Below are 24032 nucleotides of genomic sequence, written 5' to 3'. Positions count from 1 at the left end.
GGCTCAACCTCGATCCGTATCACGGAGGGTTTCGATGGCTTGGTCTAGGGCTGGCATTAGGTCGCACGTCCGCAGGATTGCCCGACGCATTGCCTGATGCTGTCCGGTCTCTCGTAGGCGGGAAACAGTGAGTCGGGAGCGCACTCCCCGAAGGTATCGCCATCCAAACGCCGGCGGCACGCGTGGGTCTCGCCCTTGCTCTACCTGTCGGGCGATTGCGTCGCAATACGCCCACATAGATTGAACAGCAAGCTCGCAGGATATTAGCTCGGCTTCCGTTAAGGAGCGCTCGGCCGCGATCGGATGGTATACGACTCCGGACCATGACGCATAGCCCACCGAGATCCCGCGCACGCCGAAGGATTCGATGCCGACATGGTCGTACGCCTCGGACAGTAGCGACTGCTCGATTAATTCGGCATGGGCTAGGTGTTCGTCGTCCATGGCGCGGCCACGATGCAGCAATACCCTTGGCGTCGACATGATGCGCAGCGCGGCATCTAGCAACTCAGCCGGCCATGCTGGCTCGACAACCCAATGAGCGCCAAGGACGTACACCGCAGACTGATCCTCGGCGGGTGCGATGGGCGCGAGGTAATCGATAGCCCATTTGATGTTGTCGCCGTACGACACCTCTCGCCACGCGGCGAGTGCCGCGATCGTGGATAGCTGGACATGCTCTACAAGGTGAAAGGTCGCCGACCCGCACGGCCAGACGTACAGGGTGCAATCGCCTTCCGGGTGCTCTACGGGAGTCGAGTAGCAGGCGTGCCACTCCCCCACGGCTGGCAAGCAGTCTGCACTGTCCCGCAACAGGGCAGCACCCTCAGCGCCGACGAACGCCGTCACGAACTTGTGGGAGCGCGCCGAGAAGTGCGGACGGTCCTCACCCCCACTGGTCAGTTCACCGAACAGATCGTGTGGCTTCGCGTCGTACGCCAGGCAGTAGAGCTGCCGATAGATCGAGTCGGTGACCGCGACGCGCCCGGTCTCGTGGCGGTACATCGCCTTTTCGATGGCCTCGACCGTAGGCGTCTCTCGGATGCCGCTCTGATGACCGACGCGGTGCAGCTCCCGCGCAGCACGCTTACGCGACTCCCAACCGGCCGCCTTGCGACGGTTCACCAACACAAGGTTGGGCTTGAGCTGTCGAGGGACCTCAGTGGACATGAGCCGTGTCCTTCGTGTCCGTGCGTAGGAGCTGCCCGAATCGCCGCCGGCCGGGCAGTCTCATTGGCAGGCGAGCAAGGTGCCGCCGCAGACCGACGTAGAGGACAGGAGGCACTAGATGCTCCGACCTAGCCGGTGGTGCCTCTACGCGGCCTCTCGGCCTGCCACTTCCGGATGGTCTCGGGCTGCCAGGCCGGTGACCGACCAAACATCCGATCGGGCGCGGGAGCTTGCCCGCGTGAGACGTAAGAAGCCCAGGTTGCGCGGCTGATCGGGGCACCTACCGAGCCGAGGTAGGTGCGTACGTGGTCCGTGGTCCACCAGTCAGCAGGCAGGTCAGCGTCAGTCATCAGTACAAGCCTACGCGGTACAGGTGCTTGCGTGAATACAACGTGACGCTGTAGTGTCCCTAATACAACGTCAGGTTGTATCCGGCTAGTCGGGGTCCGAGGAAGGCAGCGCTTAACCGCGCTGCGCGCCCACGTCCCGCTATGCGCTTGGTTTTTGACAAGTTCACAGCAGGAGCGCCGCGTAGATCCGTCTGCGGCATCCCCGCATTGAGCCACATGGTGGCCGACCTTGGTCGATCCCAAGCGAGCGGGGCGAGCGGGCTGGATCTGGCGCGCGGCTTGGGCTTCTGCCTCTTGTTCCTGTTCATCCGGGGTGCGGCCGACCTGGTCGCACCCCGGTCTCTCCCCACTTCCACGACTGCACCGGAGGTTTCCCCGTGCGAACGCACCTTGCCCCCGTCACCGCCGAGCCGACCCCGGCCGACCTGACCGCGATCGACGCCGAGTGGCCGCTGATCGCGGCCGAGTTGGACCTGCTGGACGCCGAGATCACGTTGCTCTACGCCGAGGACCACGGCGGCCCGACCGTCCTGGATTGGCGTCGGTTGCGTCGGGCTGAGGCTCGCGTGACCCGCGCCGCCGCCGACCTGACCACCCACCCCACCCTGCGCCGCGCGGCCTGATGTCGCGCATCCGCGCCGCTTTCCACGATCCGGAGGGCACCCGATACGGCATCCCCACCTTCTGGTGGCGGGGTGCCCCGCCCGGCTACGCCACCCGCCGCCAACTGACCGCCGCCGGCCTACGCCCCGGAGGTCAACCTGTCGCCGCCCAGGTGCTGTGGCGCGGCGTCGGCGGCACCCGCACCGCCTACCTGTACCGGCTGGACCTGGCCCGGCCGAAGCGCACTGCCACCCCCGCCCAGCGCGCCGCCATCGGTAAGGCGCTGATGGCCCGTCGGACGTGCCGCATCTGCCGACAGGTGCGGCCCTACTTCATTCCGCGCTCGCTGGGCGAATGCCTCGCGTGCGCCTTTCCCCTGGAGGACGCAGCATGGCCGCCCCCACCATCAACGGCACCCGCTACCCACAACCCCTTGAGGATCTGTTGCCCGCCGCCCGCGCCCTGGACCTGCCCGACGGGGAGGCGTTCCCGTCACGGAACCGGCTGATGCGCGAGTTCCGCATCGGCGCACCCAGGGCCGGCGAACTCCTCGCCCTACTCAAGACCCAGCCCACCGCCCCACCGGTCGACACCACCGAGCCGACCACCCCGGACCCGGCACCCGCACCAGCCGTACCCGAGTCCGCACCGTCCGTATCCGAGCCCGCGCCGCCGGTCGAGCCGGACCCCACGCCCGCACCGGAGATCACCCCTCCCGTGCCGGTCGCCGAGGTCACGCCGGTCAGTCGCCCGGACACGCCCATCCCAACGGACACCCCGGCAGCGACGCCCCCGCCGACCCGCCGGGCGGTCGCCTGGCCGGTGGTGCTGCTGGCGCTGCCGGCGTTCGTGGCGATCTGGTCCGGGTGGGTCGGCCTCGGCGGACTCACCGGGTTCGGCGTGGTGCACCCGCTGCCGGGCATCTGGGACAGCTTCTCCATCAACTCCGCGATCACCCTCCCGATCGGGGTGGAGACCTACGGCGCGTACGCCCTGTACGTGTGGCTGTCCGGTCGGGTACCGGAGCGGGCACGCCGCTTCGCCAAATGGTCGGCCATCGGATCGCTCGTGGTCGGCGCACTCGGGCAGGTCGCCTATCACCTGCTCGTGGCCGCCGGCATCACCTCGGCCCCATGGTGGATCACCACCGCCGTCGCGTGCCTGCCGGTCGCGGTCCTCGGCATGGGCGCCGCCCTGGCGCACCTGGTTCGCACGCACGACTAGTTCCGCCCGGCGGCACGGCCCCTGGCCTGCAAACCGATGCCGTGCCGCCGGCCCTCACCCCTCAGCTAACGACCTCGGGAGAGATCACCCATGTTCGCAGATCCGACCGGCGTTCACGCCGGCACGTTCACCGCTGTTTTCGTCGCTCTCTATGTCGCTCATCAGGTGGGCGATCACTGGATTCAGTCGCAGCACCAGGCCGACCACAAGGGCCTGCCGGGTTGGCCTGGCCGTATCGCCTGCGCCGCCCACGTCACCACCTACACGGCCACGGCGCTGCTGGCGTTGGTGTTTCTGATCGCCGGTACCGGCCTGCGGCTGGACCCGTGGGCGGTCGGCGTGGGGTTGGCGGTCTCGGCGGTGTCGCACTACATCGCCGACCGGCGCACCCCGCTCAAGCGGATCGCCGACGCGCTCGGATCGGGCCGCTTCTACGCCCTCGGCACCCCACGGCCCGGCCGCGACGACAACCCGTCGTTGGGAACCGGCGCGTACGCCCTGGACCAGTCCTGGCACATCGGCTGGCTGTTCGTCTCCGCCCTGCTCATCGCTGCCTGACACCCCTCAGATGGAGGAAGACTGACATGACTGCCCCTGATGAGAACCGTTTCGACTGGCAGGCCGCAGAGGCCGACCTGACCGACCCCACCACCGCCGGCCCGGATGCCGAGGTGGTCGACCTGGACGACGCCCGCGCCCGGCGGCAGGCTTCGGTCACGCCGGCCGGTGACGGAAGCGACCTGGACGACGACGACCAGGACGCCGAGAGCGTCGCCGACACCCCGGACCGCGACGGCGGGCCGGTGGATGCGGCCGAGGACATCCCGCCGGACGTGCTGGCCCGGCAGCGCCACCGCCGGCCGATCCTGGCCGACTGGGCTAGGTCGTGGCGCGGCTTCCGGGCCGCCGTCAAGCATCAGAGCAAGGACGCCGGCTACGTCACCGCCTACCACGCGGTGCGGCTGCCGAAGTACGCGGCGAAAACGGCCGTCTACGCGCCGTTGGGCCTGTTCCGGGGTGCCGGTCGGGCGTTGCACTGGGCCAGCGCCGAGGAAGGTAACTGGCACCTGCGGCAGGCCGCCGCGACGCGTGGTGACGCGGACACGTGGATGAAGCTGGATGCCCGCCGGCAGCGCCAAACCGTGTGGCGGTGGTGGGTCCTCGCCGGTGGAGCCGGCGCGACGGTGGCCGGCGCGATCGTGCTGACGCTCGGCCCGTCCTGGTGGCGGTGGGTCGCCCTGACGGCGGTGCTGCCGCTGCTGGCGACGCTGGGCCGTCCGGCGGACAAGCCCCTCACGGATCGGGTGACCGAGGGCACCCGCTACCGCAAGCTCACCGCCGAGCTGGTCCGCCGGGCGTTGATGTCGCTGCAACTGCCGGCCATCAACTCAGCGGTAGCGAAGGACGCGAAGGCGATCAGCTTCCCGGTGGACATCCACCGCGACGGCCCCGGCCACCTGGCGGTGGTTGACCTGCCGTACGGGGTGGAGGCGTCCGAAGTGGTGGCCCGCCGGGGCAAACTCGCCTCAGCGATGCGGCTGCCGTTGGACCAGGTGTGGCCCGAACCGGCACCGGGTCACACCGGCCGGCTGGCGCTGTGGGTCGGGTACGAGCCGGCGTCGCAGATGGTCCAGCCGCCCTGGCCGCTGCTGTCGACCTCGGCGCGGGTGGACGTGTTCAAGCCGTTCCCGTTCGCCACCACCCCCCGCCTGGACGCCGTGACCGCTGACCTGATGTTCCGTAACTTCCTGTTCGGTGGTCAACCCGGCTCCGGTAAGACGTTCGCGCTGCGCACCCTGCTCCTGGCCGCCGCCCTCGACCCGCGCACCGAGATCCGGGGCTACGAGCTGAAGGGCGTCGGGGACTTCGCCGTCCTGGAGCAGCTCATGGCCGAGTACGGCAACGGCTTCGACGACGAAACCCTCGCCCGGTGCTTCGCGTTCATCGAGTGGCTGTACGAGGAGTGCCGCCGCCGCTCCAAGCGCATCGAGCACTACGCCAGGTTGGGCAAGGCCCCGGAGAACAAGGTCACCCCCGAACTGGCGTCGCTCAAGGGCTCCGGGCTTCACCCGCTGGTCGCGTGGTTCGATGAGCTGCAAGAGCTGATGACCAGCAAGTACGCCAAGGAAGCCGGCGAGATCCTGGAGAAGGTCATCAAGCTCGGCCGGGCGCTCGGCGTGATCATCTTGATCGGCACGCAGATCCCCGACAAGGACAGCTTGCCCACCGGTATCACCCGCAACGTCAACAGCCGGTTCTGCCTGTCCGTCGCTGACCAGACGGCCAACGACATGATCCTCGGCACCTCGGCCTACAAGCAGGGGTACCGGGCGACGGTGTTCGTGCCGGTCGATGAGGCCGGGTGGGGCATCCTGCGGGGCTTCGGCCCGAAGCCCTCGGCGGTGAAGTCGTACTACGTCGACACCACCAAGGCCGCGCAGATCGTGACCCGCGCCGTCGCGCTCCGGACGGCCGCCGGCACCCTGCCGACGCCGGATGAGCAGACCCGCACCGTGGCCCCCGTCGCGGACGTGCTCGGCGACCTGGCGCGGGTGTGGCCCGGTGACGAGAAGGCCGTGTGGAACGAGACGCTGTGCGGTCTGCTGGCCGAGCTGCGACCCGAGGTCTACGGCGGGTGGGAAGCCGCCCAGCTGTCCACCGCGCTCAAGCCCCACCCCCTGGTGAAGGTCGCCGACGTGGGCCGACGCATCGACGGCAAGCCGACCACCCGGCGCGGCATCAAACACGCCGACATCCTCAAGGCCATAGCGGAGCGTGACCGCAAGCGGTCCGCCGGCTAACCGGCCGCGGGGGTGCTAGCGCTAGCGGCCCGACCTGCTAGCGCTAGCACCCCCGCTAGCACCCCATCCGAATCATGAGCTGCCGTCTAGCGGATAGCAGCTCACGGCCCTTCGCACCCGAAAACGGCCCTGGGAGGCACTTGTGGACCCCCTGCTCACCGCCGCTATCGCCACCGCAACACCCCCCATCCTGGTCACGCTTGGTTACGGCGCCCTGTGCTGGATCAAGCCCGTCACGACCTGCCGCCGCTGCGCCGGCACCGGCCACATCACCACCCGCGTGCTACGCCGGCCGCGTTCCTGCCGGCGTTGCGACCGGGGCCACCGGCTCCGCACCGGACGGCGCATCTTCAACTACTTCCACCGCCTCCGCACCGAGGCCACCCGGTGAACCGCGCTGGCCGCGACGGTCACACCGACTGGTGCGGGCGGGATCACCGCTGCAACCTCGGCGAGCACCGATCGGAAGAGATCGTGGTCGACGTCGCCAGCCGCTCCCGCGCCGTTCTCGTCCGCGTGCGGACCGCCGCCGGCCGCGAACACGCCGAGGTGCGCGTCAGGGTCGCGCTCGCCCCTTCCGAGCTGGCCGCCCGGCGTCAGTTGGTCGGGTTGCTCGGTGACCTGCGGAATGCCGTGGCCCGCGCTGCGGTTACTGCACGGCCGCGACCGAGGCGGGCCGGCTGATGGAGGCGTGGCTTACCGGCACCCGCGCCGAACTGGACACCGCCGTTGCCGCCCTCACAGACCTCGGGCACGTCATTCAGCAGGGCAAGCGGTGGCCGATGGGCGGCACCGACGCCGGCCGCTACCGCCTCTACCTACGACTCACCGTCAACGCCGCCAGCCGACACCGCCCGACCCCCGACACCCACACCGGAGGTGCGCTGATCGACCTCACCGCCGCCCGCGCTCAGCGTCGCCCTGCCTGAACAGGAGCACCGCCATGTCTGACCTGCTCACCGCCGCCCTTAGCCACGCCGCACGCGGCTGGCACGTCTTCCCGCTACGACCCGACGACAAGCGACCCGCGTTCCCCGACCACCCCACCGACCAGTGCACCGGCCGTGACCCACGCTGCCGCACCGGCCACGTCGGGTGGGAGGCACGCGCCACCACCGATCCCGACCGCATCCGCCGTGCATGGTCGGCCCGCCCCTACGGCATCGGCCTCGCGTGCGGGCCGTCCCGGCTCGTGGTGGTCGACCTCGACACCCCGAAGGACGACACCGACGTCCCGGCAGGCGAGTGGGCCGGGGCGTGTGACGGCTGGGATGTGTTCGCCACCCTCGCCAGACGCCACGGCACCCCCATCGACCCGTACGACGGTTTCGGCCCTGACACCCCACCCCGCACGGGCGTCGAGCACACGTACACCGTGACCACCGGGCGGGGCGGCACCCACCTCTACTACCAGCACCCCGACGACGGGCCAGCACTGCGCAACACCGCCGGCACCCTCGGCCCGATGGTCGACACCCGCGCCCACGGCGGCTACGTCGTCGCCGCCGGTAGCACCGTCGCCGGACGGCCCTACCGAATCAACCTCGACACCGACCCCGCCCCGCTGCCGACATGGCTGGCCGCCCAGCTGGCACCAGCACCGCTCCCGCCGCAACGCCCGGTGGTGGTGTCCCTGCCGACCGACCGCAGCGGCGCATACGTGCGAGCCGCGATCAACCGGGAAGCCGACCGGGTAACCACCGCACCGGCAGGAGAACGCAACCGGGCGCTCTACATCGCCGCCGTGGCCCTCGGACAGCTCACCGCCGGTGGATCGCTCACCGAGACAGACGCCTCGACAGCGCTGGAACAAGCCGCAGCATCGGCCGGGTTGGGCAGCGTCGAAACGGCGCGCACCATCCGATCCGGGCTGGCCGCCGGCAGCAAACGGCCCCGGCGGGTAGCGGCATGAGTGGCCAGGTCCGGCACCGGCATGTGGTGATGTTCTCGGGCGGAATCACCAGTTGGGCCGTGGCCAGGAAGGTAGCCGCCGAGCACGGCACGAACGGGTTGACGCTGCTGTTCGCCGATACCCGCATTGAGGATGAGGACCTGTACCGGTTCGCCGAGGAAGCAGCGGCGGACATCGGCGTGCCGCTGACGACCATCGCTGACGGGCGCACGCCGTGGGAGGTGTTCGCCGATCAGCGGATCATCGGCAATTCCCGCATCGCGCCGTGCTCCAAGCTGCTCAAGCAGGTGCCGTGTCGCCGCTGGCTGGAGAAGCACACCGAGCCCGAGACGACCACCGTGTATGTGGGCATCGACTGGACCGAGACGCACCGCATGCCCGCGATCGAAGCCGGTCACCTTCCCTGGACGGTCAAGGCCCCGCTGTGTGAGCCGCCATTCAGCGACAAGGCCGACCTGCTCAACGCCGCCCGCGAAGCCGGCATCACCCCGCCCCGCCTCTATGGCCTCGGATTCGCGCACAACAACTGCGGCGGCGCGTGCGTACGTGGTGGCCAGGCGCAATGGGCGCATCTGATGAAGGTCTTTCCCGACCGGTACGCCGCCAACGAGGCCGCCGAACAGCACATGCGCCGCGACCTCGGTAAGAACGTCGCCATCCTCCGCGACCGCCGAGGCGGCACCGTCCGCCCACTACCGCTTACCGAGCTACGCCACCGCATCACCGGCACCAGCACTGAGGCCGCCTACGACGCCGATGACTGGGGCGGTTGCGGCTGCTTCACCAGCACCGAGGAGAACTCCATGCCACCAGCTTCACGCCTTCACCTCGTCACCGACCATCCGGAAAACCACGAGGTGCCGCCGGCCAGCACCGGCCCACTGTGGGACATGCCCGTGCCCCTGACCGGCGCTGCCATTGCGCCGCCGCCGTTCCCGCTGGACGTGTTTCCTCGCTGGCTCGGCGAAATGGCGACCGGCGTAGCCCGGTTCACGGCCACCGATCCGGCCATGGCCGGCACCCTCGCCGTTGCCGTGCTGTCCGCCTGCGCGGGTGGCCGCCTGGAAGTGGAGCCGGTGCCCGGTTGGCGAGAACCGGTCAACATCTTCACCGCCGTCATTGCCGGCCCTGGAGAGCGCAAAAGCCCCGTGCACCGGGCGATGACCGCGCCCCTGTTCGCCGCACAGTCAACGCTCTCCGACGCGATCCGGCCCCGCATCGCCGAGGCCGCCGCGCTGCGCGACATCGCCGACCGGCAAGCCGAGCAGGCGAAGGCACAGGCCGCGAAGGCCACCGACCCGGGCAAGCGCGACGACGCCACGGCCGACGCGGTGGCCGCCGCCATCGCCGCCGAGGCCATCACCGTTCCCGGCCTGCCGAAACTGATCGTGGACGACGCCACACCCGAAGTCCTTATCAACCTGATGGCCGCCAACGGCGGACGCATGGCGATCATCAGCGATGAAGGCGGCATCTTCGACACCCTCGCCGGTCGGTACTCCGCTTCCCCGAACCTCGACCCGTACCTGAAGGGCCACGCGGGGCAGCCGATGAGCAACGAACGGATCACCCGCGAAGGTGCCTCCATCGAAAAGCCCGCGCTGACCGTGTGCGTGATGGCGCAACCGGTGGTGCTGCGCCAGTTCGGCGGTAACGCCGGGCTCGCCGGACGTGGCCTCCCGGCTCGGTTCCTGTTCGCGCTGCCCGCGTCGATGGCCGGCTACCGACCCGTGGACACACCCCCGGTGCCCGAACCGGTGGCAGCCGGATACCGGCAACGCGTGCACGACCTGGCCGCCACGTTCGCCGAGTGGGTAGACCCCGCCGTGGTCGTCCTCACCGAGGAAGCCGGCAAGGTCCGCCGCGCCGCCGCCGAGCAGGTGGAAGCCGAGCTGCGGCCCGGCGGGAGCCTGCACGACATGCGCGAATGGGGCAACAAGCTAGCCGGCGCGACGCTGCGCCTAGCCGGGCTGCTGCACGTCGCCCACCACCCCGCCGACGCCTGGCAACGCCCGATCGACGCCGACCGGATGGCCGACGCCGTGAGGCTCGCCGACTTCTTCGCCGCCCACTACCGGGCAGCCATCGCCACCATCACCGCCGACGCCACCACCGAAACCGCCCGCCGCGTCCTAGCCATTGTTACCGCCAAGGGCATGAACACCTTCACCCGCCGCGAGCTGCACCGCCGCTGCCATCGGCAACTACCCCGCGCCGCCGACGTCACCGCCGTTCTCGACGTTCTCACCGCCCACGGCTGGATTCGCACCACCGACAGCGGCGGATACGAAGTCCACCCCCGCGCCGCCGACCACGCCCCCGCAAGCGGTGACACGGTGACAACCACGCCTGTCAGCCACGTTTCCGCAGCTCACAGCACCTGAACCACTGTCACCACCCCCCGGTGACAAGCGGTGACAGCGGTGACAGCGACCCGGCCTGTCACCGCTGTCACCACCTGTCACCACCACTCGGTGACAGACCGAAAGACGCGCTGACCAGCACGAACACCCCGTCAGCTGCCTAGCTGTCACCGTGTCACCGCCTCTCGGCCCCTCCCGGCCACCAGCCAAGCCACCGGCACCAAAACGGCCCGCTGAGAGCCACACAGACAGTTTGGCCCTATGCCATACACCAACCCTGCTCGGATCTTGCGCTCACGGCGTTCTCAGCAGGCCGCCCAACGCCCTCCTGCCGCACAGCCCAACCGACCCTCTACACGCGACTCACGCCGACCGAAAGGCCCTCACCGTGCGACTCGTGACGCAGGATTCCTCACCGAGCACTACCGCTACGCCGAACGTGGGTGGCGCTATCCGTCTCTCGTCAAAGCCGTTCATGTCCACCGAGGAACTCGCCGACCTGCTCGACGTCGACCCGTCGACCATTCGGCGGTGGCGTACCGTCCCGCCCTTGCAGGGACCGCCGTTCATTCAGATCTCCGACCGGGTCGTGAAGTACGCGACGGCCGACGTAGAGCAGTGGCTTTCCGCCCGTCGCGTCTACCCGAAGGCGGCCTGATGGCCCCACCACAGCAACCACCGATCGGCGTACCGCTTGCATCCGATGTGGAGGTGCGAGCAGGCCGGGACCGTCCCTACCGGGCGCGGGTCCGGTGGGTCGACCCGACGACCAAGCGCCGACTATCCAAGTCGACGTCGGTGGCGACACCGGAAGAGGCGCAAGCGTGGATCGACGCAATGGTCAGCGCGGCGCAAGGTGGCGTCGACCCGGTCGCCGCGACAAAGCGACTAGCCGAGTACGGCGAGAGCGTGATGACGCTGGCGCTACGCGGCTTGGAACGGAAGACGCTCGATCCATACCTTGCCGGGTGGCGTAAGCGGGTGCTGCCGACCCTCGGTCATATCCCGATCCGCATGATTACCAACGGCGCGGTTGACCGGGCCGTACACGGTTGGATCACTGACGAGTGCAGCCGATCGACGGTCAAGAACAGCCTTGCCGTGCTGGTCCGAGTTATGCAACAGGCCGTAAGGGACGGCATCATTCAGCGCAATCCCGCGCAGGTTACCGGGTGGCAACGCGAGTACCAGCGAGCAGCGGACGAGTTGGACGACCCGCGCACGCTGGCTCTGCCCCATTGGGAAGCGCTGACAGGGCTTGCCGCCGCCCTGGTCGAACGGTCCACGAACCGGTTTTCCGGTTGGGGCGACGTGACGATGTTCGCCGCGTGCACAGCGGCCAGGATCGGCGAGGTTTCCGGCGTCCGCGCCGAGGACATCGACCGGGAAACGTGGATGTGGACCGTCCGCAGGCAGACCACACCCGGCCCCGGTGGCCTGATCGACAAGGGCACCAAGGGAAAACGCGCCCGGATGGTACCGCTGATCGAAGAGGTGCGACCGATCGTTGCTCGCCGCCTGGACTCGGTCGCCGAGCCGCACTCTCGACTCTTCACCGGGCCGCGTGGTGGACGGATCAGCACCGCCGTACTGCGGGACGCGACGCATTGGGATGAGGTGGTGACAAAGCTGGGCTACGAACACCTACGCCGGCACGACCTACGGCACACCGGCCTCACCTGGATGGCCGACGCCGGAGTGCCCGTGCACGTCCTACGGAAGATCGCCGGCCACGGGTCGCTGACCACGACACAGCGATACCTACACCCCGACCGGCAGTCGATCACCGACGCTGGAACAGCGCTCAGCGCTCACTTGAAGGCTCGCCGGTCCCCAAGTGGTCCCCAGCTACGCGCCGTCTAGATCAGCAAATCCCCACTGTTCCAGTACGAATTAAAGGCCGCCGACCAGGGTAAACACCCCGGTCGACGGCCTTTTTTCGTGCTGTCGGGACGGCCGGATTCGAACCGACGACCCCTTGACCCCCAGTCAAGTGCGCTACCAAACTGCGCCACGTCCCGATGCCCTTGCACGGTTTCCCCCGCAACAGCCGCTACAGCGTAGCGCAGCATCCCCTCTTCGTCGCACAGGCCCCTGCCCTCGCCTGGTGAGCACCCACACCACCACTAAGGCGTCCTAGGAGGGTGGGATCCAGCGGGAGCTCCCGCTGGATCCCACCCTGGTCAGCCGTGTGCCTTGCCCCGGCCGCCGGGGCCGAGCTTCTTGCGTGGGCGTACCGAGATCTCGATCGGGCTGCCCTCGTAGCCGAACTCCTCACGCAGCTTGCGCTCGACGAAGCGCTGGTAGCCGGCGTCCAGGGGCCCGGTGGTGAAGAGCACGAAGCGCGGCGGGGCCACGCCCGCCTGGGTCGCGAACAGGATCCGCGGCGCGCGGCCGCCCCGCACCGGGTGCGGAGTGGCCTGCACCAGGGCGGTGAGCCATGCGTTGAGCTGCGCGGTGGGGATCCGCGTCTCCCAGCTGGCCAACGCCCGGTGCAGAGCGGGGGCCAGCTTGTCGACCGCCCGCCCGGTCATCGCCGACAGGTTCAGTCGGATCGCCCAGGGGATCCGGCGCAACTCCCGGTCGATCTCCTTGTCGAGGTAGTACCGGCGGTCGCCGTCGACCAGGTCCCACTTGTTGAAGGCGATCACCAGCGCCCGGCCGGACTCGGTCACCATGGACAGGATCCGCTGGTCCTGCTCGCTGATCGGCTCGCTGGAGTCGAGCAGCACCACCGCCACCTCGGCCGCTTCGATCGCCGAGGCGGTACGCAGGCTGGCGTAGTACTCCGTACCGCTGGCCCGGCCGACTCGCTTGCGCAGACCGGCCGTGTCGACCAGGTGCCAGGTCTCGCCACCGATCTCGACCAGACTGTCCACCGGATCGACGGTGGTGCCGGCAACCGCGTCGACCACGGCCCGCTCCTCGCCGGAGAAGCGGTTGAGCAAACTGGACTTGCCGACGTTCGGTCGGCCCACCAGGGCCACCCGGCGCGGGCCGCGTGGGCGGTGCTCCGCCACCTTCGGTGCCTCGGGCAGCGCCGCCAGGATGGCGTCGAGCAGATCGCCGGAGCCCCGCCCGTGCAGCGCCGACACCGGGTGCGGTTCGCCGAGGCCGAGCGACCACAGCGAGGTGGCCTCCAGCTCGATGTTGGTGTTGTCGGCCTTGTTGGCCACCAGGATCACCGGCTTGGCGCTGCGCCGCAGCATCTTCACCGCCGCCTCGTCGACGTCGGTGGAGCCCACCGTCGCGTCGACCACGAAGACCACCACGTCGGCGGTGGCCACGGCCGTCTCGGCCTGGGCGGCGATCGCCGCCGCCCGGTCCTTCGCGTCCGGCTCCCAGCCGCCGGTGTCCACCACGGTGAACGCCCGGCCGGACCACTGCGCGTCGTACGGGATCCGGTCCCGGGTCACGCCGGGCACGTCCTCCACGACCGCCTGACGGCGGCCGATGATCCGGTTGACCAGAGTCGACTTGCCGACGTTGGGACGACCGACCACGGCCACCACCGGCTGCGGCCCGGTCGGTTCCTCGATGTCGAGGTCCGGCTCCCGCAACTCCACCCAACCGTCGTCACTCACGCCACGCCTCGTTTCGCTCGCCGGCGTGCGGCCGTACGCATCCGGTCGTTCACGCCACTGACCGATCGACCAGCAGCGCGCGTAGTCGCGCCACGACCTCGTCGATGCCCAGCTCGGTGGTGTCCAGCACGACCGCGTCGGGCGCCTGGGCGAGCGGGTCGGCCTTGCGGGTCGAGTCCAGCTGGTCACGCCGGGCCAGGTCGGCGGCGGTGGCCGCGACGTCGGCGGCGTCCTCGGCGCTGCGCCGCGCGGCGCGGGCCGCCGCCGAGGCGGTGAGGTAGACCTTCAGGTCAGCGTCGGGAGCCACCACGGAACCGATGTCCCGGCCCTCGACCACGATCCGCCCCGCCTTGTTGATCATCTCTCGTTGGCGGGCCACCAGCAGCGCGCGGACCGCCGGCACGGCGGCCACGGCGGAGACGGCGGCGGTCACCTCGGGCCCACGGATCTCGGCCTCGACGTTCACGCCGTCGGCGGTCACGCCGTAACCGTCAGGATCGGTGCCGATCCGCAGATCGACCTCACCGGCTACCTTGGCCACCGCCTGCGCGTCGGTCAGGTCGACGCCGGACCGCAGCACGGCCCAGGTGATCGCCCGGTACATCGCCCCGGTGTCGAGGTATCGCCCGCCGAGGCTCGTGGCGAGCCGCCGGGAGACGGTGGACTTCCCCGAACCGGACGGCCCGTCCACAGCGACCACGCATCGCCCAGCCGGTACGTTTTCCTCCACCGTTGTCCTCCTCAGCCCGTACCTCACGATCCGCCACAGGCGGCGGACGCGAGCGGTTGACCACACGTCTTCAATCATGCCCGGCACCTCGGCAAGGAACCCTGCCGGACGCCACCGGGCCGCCAGGCAGCCTACCCTCAGCCGTACCCGCGACCGCGCGGTCAGTCACCCACGGCCTTGAACAGGGCGGCGACCTCCGCGTTGGTCAGCCGCCGGGTGCGCCCGGAGCGCAGGTCGCCCAGCCGGATCGGCCCGATGGAGGTACGCACCAGCCGGCTCACCGGGTGGCCGACCTCCGCGAGCAGTCGCCGTACGATGTGTTTGCGGCCTTCGTGCAGGGTCAGCTCGACCTGGGCGGTACGTCCCAGACTGTCCACCACCCGGAATGCGTCGACCGTCACCGGGCCGTCCTCCAGCTCCACCCCGGCCGCCAGCCGCTTGCCGAGGTTGCGCGGGATCGGTCCGGAGACCTCGCACAGGTAGGTTTTCGGCACCCCGAAGGAGGGGTGCATCAGCCGGTGCGCCAGGGTGCCGTCGTTGGTGAGCAGCAGCAGGCCCTCGCTGTCCGCGTCGAGCCGCCCGACGTGGTAGACCCGCTGCTCGATCCGGTTGCCGATGAAGTCGGCCAGCGCGGTGCGGCCCTTCTCGTCGGCCATGGTGGAGACGACACCCCGCGGTTTGTTCATCGCCAGGTACACCAGCCGGGTGTCGGCCGCCAGCCGCTCGCCGTCGACGTGGATGACCGCGGTGGTCGGATCGACCTTGTCTCCGAGCTGCGCCACCCGCCCGTCGACTGTCACCCGCCGGCGGAAGATCAGGTCTTCGCAGGCACGCCGGGAGCCGACACCGGCGGCGGCGAGCACCTTCTGCAGGCGCTCGGGGCCGGTGTAGACGGGCGCGTCCGGGGACGGGGTGCGGTTATCGCGTGGCATCGGCAAGCTCTTCTACGTCGTCGGGGAGGAACGGGGCCAGCGGCGGCAGGTCGTCGAGGCTGTTGAGGCCGAGCTTCTCCAGGAACATCGTGGTCGTCCGGTACAGGTACGCCCCGCTGTCCGTCTCGGTGCCGCACTCCTCGGCCAGGCCCCGGGAGACCAGGGTACGGATCACCCCGTCACAGTTGACACCGCGGATGGCGGAGATGCGCGACCGGGTCACCGGCTGCTTGTACGCCACCACGGCCAGGGTCTCCAGCGCGGCCTGGGTCAGCCGGACAGACTGCCCGTCCAGAACGAACCGTTCGACGTAGGTGGCGTATTCCGGCCGGGTGTACAGGCGCCAGCCACCGGCCGCCCGGCGCAGCTCGAACCCGTGGCCGGCGGCGGTGTAGCCGGCGGCGATCTCGTCCAGCATCGGGCCGACCCGCTCGGCGGGCTGCTCCAGCACCTGGGCCAGGATCAGCTCGCTGACCGGCTCGTCGACCACCAGCAGGATCGCCTCCAGCGCGCCGCGCAGCTGTGTGTCGTCCAGCACCGGCGGCGGCTCGGGAACCACCCGGACGCGGACCCCCGGCCGCCTGCCCACCCCGCTCTCCCCGGCGTCACGCTGCTCGGCATCGCTCTGCCCGACGGCCCTCTGCCCAACATCGCTCTGCTCAACCGAGCTCTGCCCAACGTCGCTCTGCCCTACGTCGCTCTGCTCGTCAACCGAGCTCTCCGGGATCGTGCTACCGGAGTGTCCCTGGAGAGGCACCTGCGTACCAGGATCTGCGGTGTCCTCGGGTTCGCGCTGGGTGGGGAGGTCTTCGGGGGCGGGTTGCGGCGGGGTGGGGCGCTGCCAGGGCGGGACCCAGGCGGCAGCCTGGTCGGCCAGGGAATCCCGGCGTTCCTCGTCGCTCATCCGGCTCGCTCCTTCGTCGTTGCCGCTACGTCCGCACCCGCGGCGGAGCCCGGTTCCGCGTCCACCGCCGGCTCCGCGTCCACCGCCGGCTCCGCGTCCGCCGCCGGCGCCGCGTCCGCCGCCGGCTCCGCGTCCACGGGCTCGGGTGGGTTGCCGGCGTACTCGTCGACGGTCAGGGTGGGGCTGTCGTCGACGGGGCCCGTCCAGCGTACGGTCAGCTCATCCAGGGCCTGTTCCTGCACGAAGGCGACCACGCCCTGCCGGTACAGTTCGAGCAGCGCGAGGAACCGGGCAACCACCTCCAGGGTGGCCTCGCAGTCCGCGCAGAGCAGCGAGAAGGTGGCGGTGCCGACTCGGCGCAGCCGCTCGGCGATGATCCCGGCGTGTTCCCGGACGCTGACCCGGACCATGTGCACGTGGGCGATGGAGACCTCAGGCACCGGCTTCGGGGTCATCGCCCTGACGGCCAGCTTGAGCAGCCGGTGCGGGCCGATGCCGAGCACCAGATCGGGCAACGCCTCGGCGTAGCGGGCTTCGAGAGTGACGGCACGGGGGTAGCGGCGTCCCCCGATCTCCTCCAGCGCGGCGATGTGTGCCGCCGCCTCCTTGTACGCCTTGTACTGCAGCAGCCGGGCGAAGAGCAGGTCCCGCGCCTCCAGCAGCGCGAGGTCCTCCTCGTTCTCCACCTCGGCGGCGGGTAGCAGCCGGGCCGCTTTCAGGTCGAGCAGGGTGGCCGCGACCAGCAGGAACTCGCTCGCCTCATCCAGATCCCAGTCGTCTCCCATGGCCCGGATGTAGGCGATGAACTCGTCGGTCACCCGGTGCAGGGCCACCTCGGTCACGTCGAGCTTGTGCTTGCCGATCAGTTGCAGCAGCAGGTCGAACGGGCCGGTGAAGTTCGCCAGCCGCACGGTGAACCGACCGGAATCCGCAGGCTCCGTACCGACCGCAGGCTCCGTACCGACCGCGGCAGCCACCGGCTCGCCGCGATCCGTCGGGGTGGGCGCGCGTGGGTCAGCCGCCACGGGCGGAGTTTCCGCCGCGGCGGTCGGGTCGATGGGCGGCGCACTCACGCCGACGACCGTAGTCCACGGCCTGGGCACCTGGAAATTGTCGGCCTACCGCTCCGCCTGCGCGGCGATCACCTCGCGGGCGAGCTGGCGGTAGTTGCGGGCCCCCGAGGACGCCGGGTCGAGCGTGGTGATCGGTGAGCCGGCGACGGTGGACTCGGGGAACTTGACGGTCTTGGTGATCACCGTCTGGTAGACCTTGTCGCCGAACGCCTCCACCACCCGCTGGAGCACCTGGCGGCAGTGAGTGGTGCGGCTGTCGTACATGGTGGCGAGGATGCCCTCGAGCTCCAGGTCGAAATTCAACCGCTCGCGCACCTTGTCGATGGTGTCCAGCAGCAGGGCCACCCCGCGCAGACTGAAGAACTCGCACTCCAGCGGGATCAGCACGCCGTGCGCCACGGTCAACGCGTTGATCGCCAGCAGGCCGAGCGACGGCTGGCAGTCGATCAGGACGTAGTCGTACTCCTTGCGGACGCTCTTGAGCACCCGGGCCAGGGCCATCTCCCGGGCGACCTCGTTGACCAGCTGGATCTCGGCCGCGGAGAGATCGATGTTGGCCGGCAGCAGGTGCAGCCCGGCCACGTCGGTCTTGATCAGCACGTCTTCGGCGGTGACGTCGTCCTGCATGAGCAGGTTGTAGACCGTCAGGTCCAGGTTGTGCGGGTTGACGCCCAACCCGACGGAGAGGGCACCCTGCGGGTCGAAATCGACAAGTAGAACCTTGCGACCGTACTCGGCGAGGGCGGCACCGAGATTGATGGTCGTGGTGGTCTTGCCGACCCCGCCCTTCTGGTTGGCCATCGCGATGATCCGGGCCGGGCCGTGCCGGTCGGTGGGCATCGGTTCGGGGATCGGCTTGCGCATCGTGTAGGCGGCCGGGTCGGCGGGGCCCAGGTCCGAACCAAGGGCGTTCTGCTGCTCGCGGAGCTCCGTCGTCCAGGTCTCGGCACGGTCACCGTTGCCAGCCATGTCTTCGTTGCCCCCTCCCGACGACCGTCCGGCGTCGGAGCCGCCCGACGTCCTTCGCGGCGCCGCTGCGTACCCCGGTCCACGTGCCGCGAGGGCCGCGCCGATGCCGACTGTACGCCACCGACCAGCAGGGCGTTCGGCACCCGCTCGGCGTGTCGGCCGTCGGCACCGACCAGCCGCAGCTCACCGCCGCGCCGCGCCCGCCAACGGCGGTCAGTCCCGGGCTCGGGGGTGCGCGGTGGCGTAGACCTCGCGGAGTCGTTCGACGGTGACGAGGGTGTAGACCTGGGTGGTGGTGACGGAGGCGTGGCCGAGCAGCTCCTGCACCACCCGGACGTCGGCGCCGCCGTCGAGCAGGTGCGTGGCGTAGGAGTGGCGCAGGGTGTGCGGCGACACGGCCCGCGGTCCGTCGGCGGCCAGCCCGGCCCGTTCGGCGGCGCGCCGCAGGATTACCCAGGCGCCCTGCCGGGTCAACGGACCACCCCGGGCGTTGAGGAAGACCGTCGGGGTGCCCCGGCCGGCGGCGGCCAGCCCGGGCCGGGCCCGCACCAGATAGGCGCCCAGCGCCCGCAGCGCGTACCCGCCGATCGGCACCAGCCGGACACGTCCGCCCTTGCCGCGCAGCACCGCCACCCCGTCGTCGAGATCCACGTCGTCCACCGCGGCGCCGACCGCTTCGGAGATGCGGGCCCCGGTGCCGTACAGGAACTCCAGCAGCGCCCGGTCGCGCAGCGCCAACGGCGCGGCGTCCCCGGCCGCGTCCACCGGCCCGGCGGTCTCCAGCAACCGGACCACGTCGTCGAGGGGCAGTGCCCGGGGCAGCCGGCGCGGCGGGGTGGGTGGCCGCACGTCGCGACTGGGGTCGACGCCGACCAGGCCCTCGCGCAACGCGAACCGGTGCAGGCCGCGCACCGCGCTGGCGGCGCGGGCGGCCGAGGAGACGGCCAGCGGCGGCTGGCCGTCGGCACCGCAACGCAGTCGGGCGAGATGGCGTTCGATTTCGCCGGCCGAGACGGCGGACAGGTCGGTCACCGCGGCGGCGGCCAGCGAGTGGAGATACCGGTCCAGATCACGGCGGTACGACGCGAGCGTGTTCGCCGCCAGTCCACGTTCGACGGTGAGGTGGTCGAGGTAGCCGCGGACCGCACGGCGCAGGGCCGGCGCGGGCGCCTCGCCCGCGTCGACCCCGTCCGCGGTCAACTGCTCGCCGGTCAGGCCAACACCTCGGCCAGCGGCAGAGTGGGCAGGCCGTGCGCCTCGGCGACCGGGCCGTAGACGACCTGCCCGGAGTGGGTGTTCAGGCCCAGCGCCAGCGCCGGGTCTCGGCGCGACGCCTCGCGCCAGCCGTGGTTGGCCAGCTCCAGGGCGTACGGGAGGGTCACGTTGGTCAGCGCGTAGGTGCTGGTGTTCGGCACCGCACCGGGCATGTTCGCCACGCAGTAGAAAATCGACTCGTGTACCCGGTAGACGGGGTCGGCGTGCGTGGTGGGTCGCGAGTCCTCGAAGCAGCCACCCTGGTCGATGGCGATGTCGACCAGCACGCTGCCGGGCTTCATCCGGGAGACCAACTCGTTGGAGATCAGTTTCGGGGCCTTCGCGCCGGGCACCAGCACCGCGCCGATGACCAGGTCCGCGTCCAGCACCGCCCGCTCGATCTCGTACGCGTTGGAGGCCACGGTCTGCAGGTGCCCCCGGTAGATGGCGTCGGCCTGCCGCAGCCGGCCGACGTTCTTGTCCAGCAGCAGCACCTCGGACTGCAGGCCCAGGGCGATCGCGGCGGCGTTCATGCCGGAGACGCCGGCGCCGATGACCACGGTCTTGGCCGCGTACACGCCGGAGACGCCACCGGGGAGCACCCCCCGGCCGCCGCCGGTACGCATCAGGTAGAAGGCGCCGACCTGCGGGGCGAGCCGCCCGGCCACTTCGGACATCGGGGCGAGCAGCGGCAACGACCGGTCCGGCAGTTCGACGGTCTCGTAGGCGATGCCGGTGACCTCGCGGTCGAGCAGCGCCTGGGTGCAGTCCCGGGACGCGGCCAGATGCAGGTAGGTGAAGAGCACCTGCCCCGCACGCATTCGGTGGTACTCCTCGGCGACCGGTTCCTTGACCTTCAGCACCAGGTCCGCGGCGTCCCACACCTCGTCGGCGGTGTCCAGGATCTTGGCACCGGCGGCGGTGAACTCCTCGTCGGTGATGCTCGACCCGACCCCGGCGCCGGCCTCGACGAAGACCTGGTGACCGCTGCGGGTGAACTCGTTGACGCCCGCGGGTGTGATCGCCACCCGGTACTCGTGGTTCTTGACCTCGCGTGGGATGCCGACCTTCACGATGCAGACACCTCTCCTCGGGACTGCCCGCCCCGAATGCGCGGTGCCGCGACGGCCCCTTTGCCGCCACGGTCAACCGGTCCCGTCGGCGGCAGTCTAGGCGGAGCCGCAGCTCACCGGAGCCTGCACTGTGACACCCGGTGGCGGTTGCCGTTGACGATGTGTCAGGCGTGGAACCCGGCCGGCGGGGGACGCCCACCTCAGCCGTCAGGACAGTGTTTGGCCATCATCGTCCCACTTGGTGCGCACCGGTGCGGACAGCGACTGAGTGGATCACTAGTGTGTCGCCTCATGACTACTCCTCCCATCCAGCCCGGGTACCCCCAGGGCGTTTCTGACAAGAGCAAGGTCGTCGCGGGCGTCCTGGGCATCCTGCTCGGCACCTTCGGCGCCGGCCGGTTCTACATGGGTGACACCAAGACCGGCGTCATCCAGCTGATCGTCTCCTTGGTGACCTGCGGTATCGGCGGCATCTGGGGCCTCGTCGACGGCATCCTGATCCTGGTGAACGGCGGCGTCGACGGGCAGGGTCGCCCGCTGCGCGACTGACCTACGGGTACGACGCAGGGGCCGGGCGGCGAACCGCACGGCCCCTGCGTCGTACACGGGTCAGCGGGGTAGTGGCGTGTCCGCCCGGCGCAGCACCGACCAGCCGGCGTCGCGGGCGCGGCCGGCGGCGAGCAGCCCGGCCACGCACGACGCGTTGGTGATCTCGCCGGCCAGCACCATGCCGACCGCCTCGTCCAGGTCGATCCGGACGATCTGCAGGTCGGCCTCCTCGTCGTGCCGGTCGTGCCGCTGCCGCGCCGGTACCTCACCGAGATCCCGGGCCAGGAAGACCCGGACCAGTTCGTCGGTGAACCCGGGCGAGCTGTGCAGGTCCACCAGCACGTCGAACCGCCCGGCGGTGAGGTCGACCTCCTCGGCCAGCTCACGCGCCGCCGTCACCGCCGGATCCTCGCCGGCCACGTCGGTCAGCCCGGCCGGCAACTCCCACAGCCGCCGGCCGACCGGCTGACGGTACTGCCGGATCAGCACCACCTGACCGGCGTCATCCAACGCCACCACCGCCACCGCGCCGACGTGCCGGACAAGGTCGCGTGCCGCCGTCCCGCCGCCGGGCATGGTCACCTCCTCGGTGACCACGTCGAAGATCCGGCCGTGGTAGCGCACCTCACGGGAGCGCACCTCGTAGCGGTGCTCCACGGCACTCACGACGCCGTCCCGGCCCGCACTGCGGCGGCTGCCACCGGGCACCCCTCGCGCCCGCTCACGAGGCGGAGGTCGCCTTCGCGGCGGCCCCGTTGCGGGTGGCCCGCTCGACGGCGCTGTCGTGCAGGTCGACCGGCAGCTGGTCGGCCTCCGAGTACACCACCGCGGCCTGCACGAACGCGGCGAACAGCGGGTGCGGCCGGGTCGGGCGGCTCTTGAGTTCCGGGTGCGCCTGGGTGGCCACGAAGAACGGGTGCAGGTCGCGGTCCAGCTCGACGAACTCGACCAGCCGACCGTCCGGCGAGGTGCCAGAGATGTGCAGGCCGGCCTTGGTGAGCTGGTCGCGGTAGGCGTTGTTCACCTCGTACCGGTGCCGGTGCCGCTCGCTGACCTGCGTGCTGCCGTACGCCTGCGCGACGAGCGAGCCCTCGGCGAGCGCCGCCGGGTACGCGCCCAGCCGCATGGTGCCGCCCAGGTCGCCCTTGCCGGCGACGATGTCCTCCTGGTCGGCCATGGTGGCGATGACCGGGTGCACGGCCTCGGCGTCGAACTCCAGCGAGTTCGCCCCGTCCAGGCCGGCCAGGTGGCGGGCCACCTCGATGGTCATGCACTGCAGGCCGAGGCAGAGCCCGAGCAGCGGGATGCCGTTCTCCCGGGCGTACCGGGCGGTGCCGATCTTGCCTTCGATGCCGCGGACGCCGAACCCGCCGGGGATGACGATGCCGTCGACGCCCGCCAGGGCCGCCGCCGCTCCGGCCGGGGTGACGCAGTCGTCGCTGGGCACCCAGCGCAGCTGTACCCGGGCGCGGTGACCGAAGCCGGCTGCCCGGATCGCCTCGCTGACCGACAGGTACGCGTCGGGCAGGTCGACGTACTTGCCGACGAGGGCGACGGTGATGGTGTGCCGGGGCTGGTGCACCCGCTCCAGCAGGTCGTCCCAGCCGTCCCAGTCCACGTCGCGGAAGGAGAGCCCGAGCCGGCGCACCACGTACGCGTCGAGGCCCTCCCGGTGCAGCACCTTGGGAATGTCGTAGATGCTGGGCGCGTCCGGCGCGGCGATGACGGCCTCGGCATCGACGTCACAGTAGAGGGACAGCTTGTGCTTGAGCTTGTCCGGGATGTCCCGGTCCGAGCGCAACACGATGGCGTCGGGCTGGATGCCGATGTTGCGCAGCTGGGCCACCGAGTGCTGGGTCGGCTTCGTCTTCAGCTCGCCGGAGGGGGCGAGGTAGGGCACCAGCGAGACGTGCAGGTAGAAGCAGTTGTCCCGACCCAGGTCGTGGCGGACCTGGCGGATCGCCTCCAGGAACGGCAGCGACTCGATGTCGCCGACCGTGCCGCCGACCTCGGTGATCACCACGTCCGGGGTACGGCCGTCGTCGTCGGGATCGGCCATCGCCGTGATCCGCGACTTGATCTCGTTGGTGATGTGCGGGATCACCTGGACCGTGTCGCCCAGGTACTCGCCACGACGTTCCTTGGCGATCACGTCGGAGTAGATCTGGCCGGTGGTGACGTTCGCCTTGCCGGAGAGCGCCCGGTCCAGGAACCGCTCGTAGTGGCCGACGTCGAGATCCGTCTCGGCGCCGTCCTCTGTCACGAACACCTCACCGTGCTGGAAAGGGTTCATCGTGCCCGGGTCGACGTTGAGGTACGGGTCGAGCTTCTGCATCACCACGCGAAGGCCTCGCGCGGTCAACAAATTGCCGAGGCTGGAGGCGGTCAGCCCCTTACCCAGCGAGGAGGCGACGCCCCCGGTGACGAAAATGTGCCTGGTCGTCCGTGCTGAAGGGGCCAAGGCCTGCTCCCGTGTCATCCGTCGCGGTCATGCAGACCGCCGAGCCGATCAGCGAAGTGATCACGCGATCCACGGGATTC

Annotated in this window: 23 protein-coding genes, 1 tRNA gene and 1 pseudogene; 13 read left to right on the top strand and 12 right to left on the bottom strand. The window is 70.3% G+C overall.

The window, feature by feature from the left end:
• Window positions 1–3: 3 nt before the first annotated feature.
• Window positions 4–1170: a hypothetical protein gene (locus tag BMY89_RS28750; protein ID WP_092383495.1), complete on the bottom strand. Its 1167-nt coding sequence runs from the start codon at window positions 1168–1170 to the stop codon at window positions 4–6.
• A 727-nt stretch (window positions 1171–1897) separates the two neighbouring features.
• Here BMY89_RS28750 and BMY89_RS28745 point away from each other — a divergent pair.
• The 12 genes and pseudogenes from BMY89_RS28745 to BMY89_RS28685 all read left to right on the top strand — a co-directional run bounded on the left by BMY89_RS28745 (window position 1898) and on the right by BMY89_RS28685 (window position 12286).
• Window positions 1898–2143, top strand: coding sequence for a DUF6284 family protein (locus BMY89_RS28745; protein ID WP_092383493.1), 246 nt, complete (start codon window positions 1898–1900; stop codon window positions 2141–2143).
• Window positions 2143–2514 (top strand): annotated as a pseudogene (locus BMY89_RS31210) (RRQRL motif-containing zinc-binding protein); the annotation flags it as partial. The gene BMY89_RS28745 and the pseudogene BMY89_RS31210, both read left to right, overlap by 1 nt.
• Window positions 2514–3347 carry an ABC transporter permease gene (locus BMY89_RS28735; protein ID WP_092383491.1) on the top strand — a complete coding sequence of 278 codons (834 nt, stop codon included), beginning with the start codon at window positions 2514–2516 and terminating at the stop codon, window positions 3345–3347. The pseudogene BMY89_RS31210 and the gene BMY89_RS28735, both read left to right, overlap by 1 nt.
• Window positions 3348–3437: 90 nt before the next feature.
• Entirely contained in the window at window positions 3438–3905 is a 468-nt protein-coding gene (locus BMY89_RS28730) for a DUF3307 domain-containing protein (protein ID WP_092383489.1), read from the top strand.
• A 26-nt stretch (window positions 3906–3931) separates the two neighbouring features.
• Window positions 3932–6148, top strand: coding sequence for a cell division protein FtsK (locus tag BMY89_RS28725; RefSeq protein ID WP_092383487.1), 2217 nt, complete (start codon window positions 3932–3934; stop codon window positions 6146–6148).
• Window positions 6149–6290: 142 nt separating this feature from the next.
• Entirely contained in the window at window positions 6291–6539 is a 249-nt protein-coding gene (locus BMY89_RS28720) for a hypothetical protein (protein WP_092383485.1), read from the top strand.
• Entirely contained in the window at window positions 6536–6832 is a 297-nt protein-coding gene (locus tag BMY89_RS31205; protein WP_092383483.1) for a hypothetical protein, read from the top strand. Before BMY89_RS28720 ends, BMY89_RS31205 begins: the two co-directional genes overlap by 4 nt.
• The gene (locus tag BMY89_RS28710) at window positions 6832–7077 is read left to right on the top strand and encodes a hypothetical protein (protein ID WP_092383481.1); all 246 of its coding nucleotides are present in this window, start codon (window positions 6832–6834) and stop codon (window positions 7075–7077) included. Before BMY89_RS31205 ends, BMY89_RS28710 begins: the two co-directional genes overlap by 1 nt.
• Before the next feature lie 14 nt (window positions 7078–7091).
• Window positions 7092–8060 carry a bifunctional DNA primase/polymerase gene (locus BMY89_RS28705; RefSeq protein ID WP_092383479.1) on the top strand — a complete coding sequence of 323 codons (969 nt, stop codon included), beginning with the start codon at window positions 7092–7094 and terminating at the stop codon, window positions 8058–8060.
• Window positions 8057–10444: a YfjI family protein gene (locus BMY89_RS28695; RefSeq protein ID WP_232521599.1), complete on the top strand. Its 2388-nt coding sequence runs from the start codon at window positions 8057–8059 to the stop codon at window positions 10442–10444. Before BMY89_RS28705 ends, BMY89_RS28695 begins: the two co-directional genes overlap by 4 nt.
• A 454-nt stretch (window positions 10445–10898) precedes the next feature.
• Window positions 10899–11081, top strand: coding sequence for a helix-turn-helix transcriptional regulator (locus BMY89_RS28690; RefSeq protein ID WP_092383477.1), 183 nt, complete (start codon window positions 10899–10901; stop codon window positions 11079–11081).
• The gene (locus tag BMY89_RS28685; protein WP_092383475.1) at window positions 11081–12286 is read left to right on the top strand and encodes a tyrosine-type recombinase/integrase; all 1206 of its coding nucleotides are present in this window, start codon (window positions 11081–11083) and stop codon (window positions 12284–12286) included. Before BMY89_RS28690 ends, BMY89_RS28685 begins: the two co-directional genes overlap by 1 nt.
• Window positions 12287–12370: 84 nt before the next feature.
• On the opposite strand, the gene BMY89_RS28680 is transcribed toward BMY89_RS28685, so the two are convergent.
• From BMY89_RS28680 to ald, 9 genes are all read right to left on the bottom strand, one after another.
• A tRNA-Pro gene (locus BMY89_RS28680) sits at window positions 12371–12444 on the bottom strand.
• 162 nt (window positions 12445–12606) lie between these two features.
• Window positions 12607–14007: a ribosome biogenesis GTPase Der gene (der, locus tag BMY89_RS28675; RefSeq protein WP_092383473.1), complete on the bottom strand. Its 1401-nt coding sequence runs from the start codon at window positions 14005–14007 to the stop codon at window positions 12607–12609.
• Window positions 14008–14056: 49 nt separating this feature from the next.
• The gene (gene cmk / locus BMY89_RS28670) at window positions 14057–14737 is read right to left on the bottom strand and encodes a (d)CMP kinase (protein WP_092383471.1); all 681 of its coding nucleotides are present in this window, start codon (window positions 14735–14737) and stop codon (window positions 14057–14059) included.
• 161 nt (window positions 14738–14898) lie between these two features.
• The gene (locus BMY89_RS28665) at window positions 14899–15669 is read right to left on the bottom strand and encodes a pseudouridine synthase (protein WP_092383469.1); all 771 of its coding nucleotides are present in this window, start codon (window positions 15667–15669) and stop codon (window positions 14899–14901) included.
• Entirely contained in the window at window positions 15656–16573 is a 918-nt protein-coding gene (gene scpB / locus BMY89_RS28660) for an SMC-Scp complex subunit ScpB (protein WP_092383467.1), read from the bottom strand. The genes BMY89_RS28665 and scpB overlap by 14 nt, the downstream gene beginning before the upstream one ends.
• On the bottom strand, window positions 16570–17646 hold the full coding sequence (locus BMY89_RS28655; protein ID WP_198414165.1) for a segregation and condensation protein A: 1077 nt from the start codon (window positions 17644–17646) through the stop codon (window positions 16570–16572). The genes scpB and BMY89_RS28655 overlap by 4 nt, the downstream gene beginning before the upstream one ends.
• 45 nt (window positions 17647–17691) lie before the next feature.
• Window positions 17692–18615, bottom strand: coding sequence for a ParA family protein (locus tag BMY89_RS28650; protein WP_092383463.1), 924 nt, complete (start codon window positions 18613–18615; stop codon window positions 17692–17694).
• A 213-nt stretch (window positions 18616–18828) separates the two neighbouring features.
• Complete coding sequence (locus BMY89_RS28645) at window positions 18829–19815, bottom strand: tyrosine recombinase (RefSeq protein ID WP_092383461.1); 987 nt, start codon at window positions 19813–19815, stop codon at window positions 18829–18831.
• 11 nt (window positions 19816–19826) lie between these two features.
• Complete coding sequence (gene ald, locus BMY89_RS28640) at window positions 19827–20942, bottom strand: alanine dehydrogenase (RefSeq protein ID WP_092383459.1); 1116 nt, start codon at window positions 20940–20942, stop codon at window positions 19827–19829.
• A gap of 291 nt (window positions 20943–21233) precedes the next feature.
• Here ald and BMY89_RS28635 point away from each other — a divergent pair, with 291 nt between their 5' ends.
• Entirely contained in the window at window positions 21234–21491 is a 258-nt protein-coding gene (locus BMY89_RS28635) for a TM2 domain-containing protein (protein ID WP_175510447.1), read from the top strand.
• A gap of 60 nt (window positions 21492–21551) precedes the next feature.
• Here the strand turns inward: BMY89_RS28635 and BMY89_RS28630 are convergent, their stop codons facing one another.
• Together BMY89_RS28630 and BMY89_RS28625 are read right to left on the bottom strand one after the other, a co-directional pair.
• A complete protein-coding gene (locus BMY89_RS28630) occupies window positions 21552–22157 on the bottom strand; it encodes an NUDIX domain-containing protein (RefSeq protein WP_092383512.1) in 606 nt (201 codons plus the stop codon).
• 55 nt (window positions 22158–22212) lie between these two features.
• The gene (locus BMY89_RS28625) at window positions 22213–23952 is read right to left on the bottom strand and encodes a CTP synthase (protein ID WP_092383510.1); all 1740 of its coding nucleotides are present in this window, start codon (window positions 23950–23952) and stop codon (window positions 22213–22215) included.
• Between the last annotated feature and the right edge of the window lie 80 nt (window positions 23953–24032).

This window comes from Micromonospora phaseoli, from assembly GCF_900109115.1.
Lineage (GTDB): Bacteria > Actinomycetota > Actinomycetes > Mycobacteriales > Micromonosporaceae > Micromonospora > Micromonospora phaseoli.
This window is presented reverse-complemented; position numbering and strand designations above follow the sequence as displayed.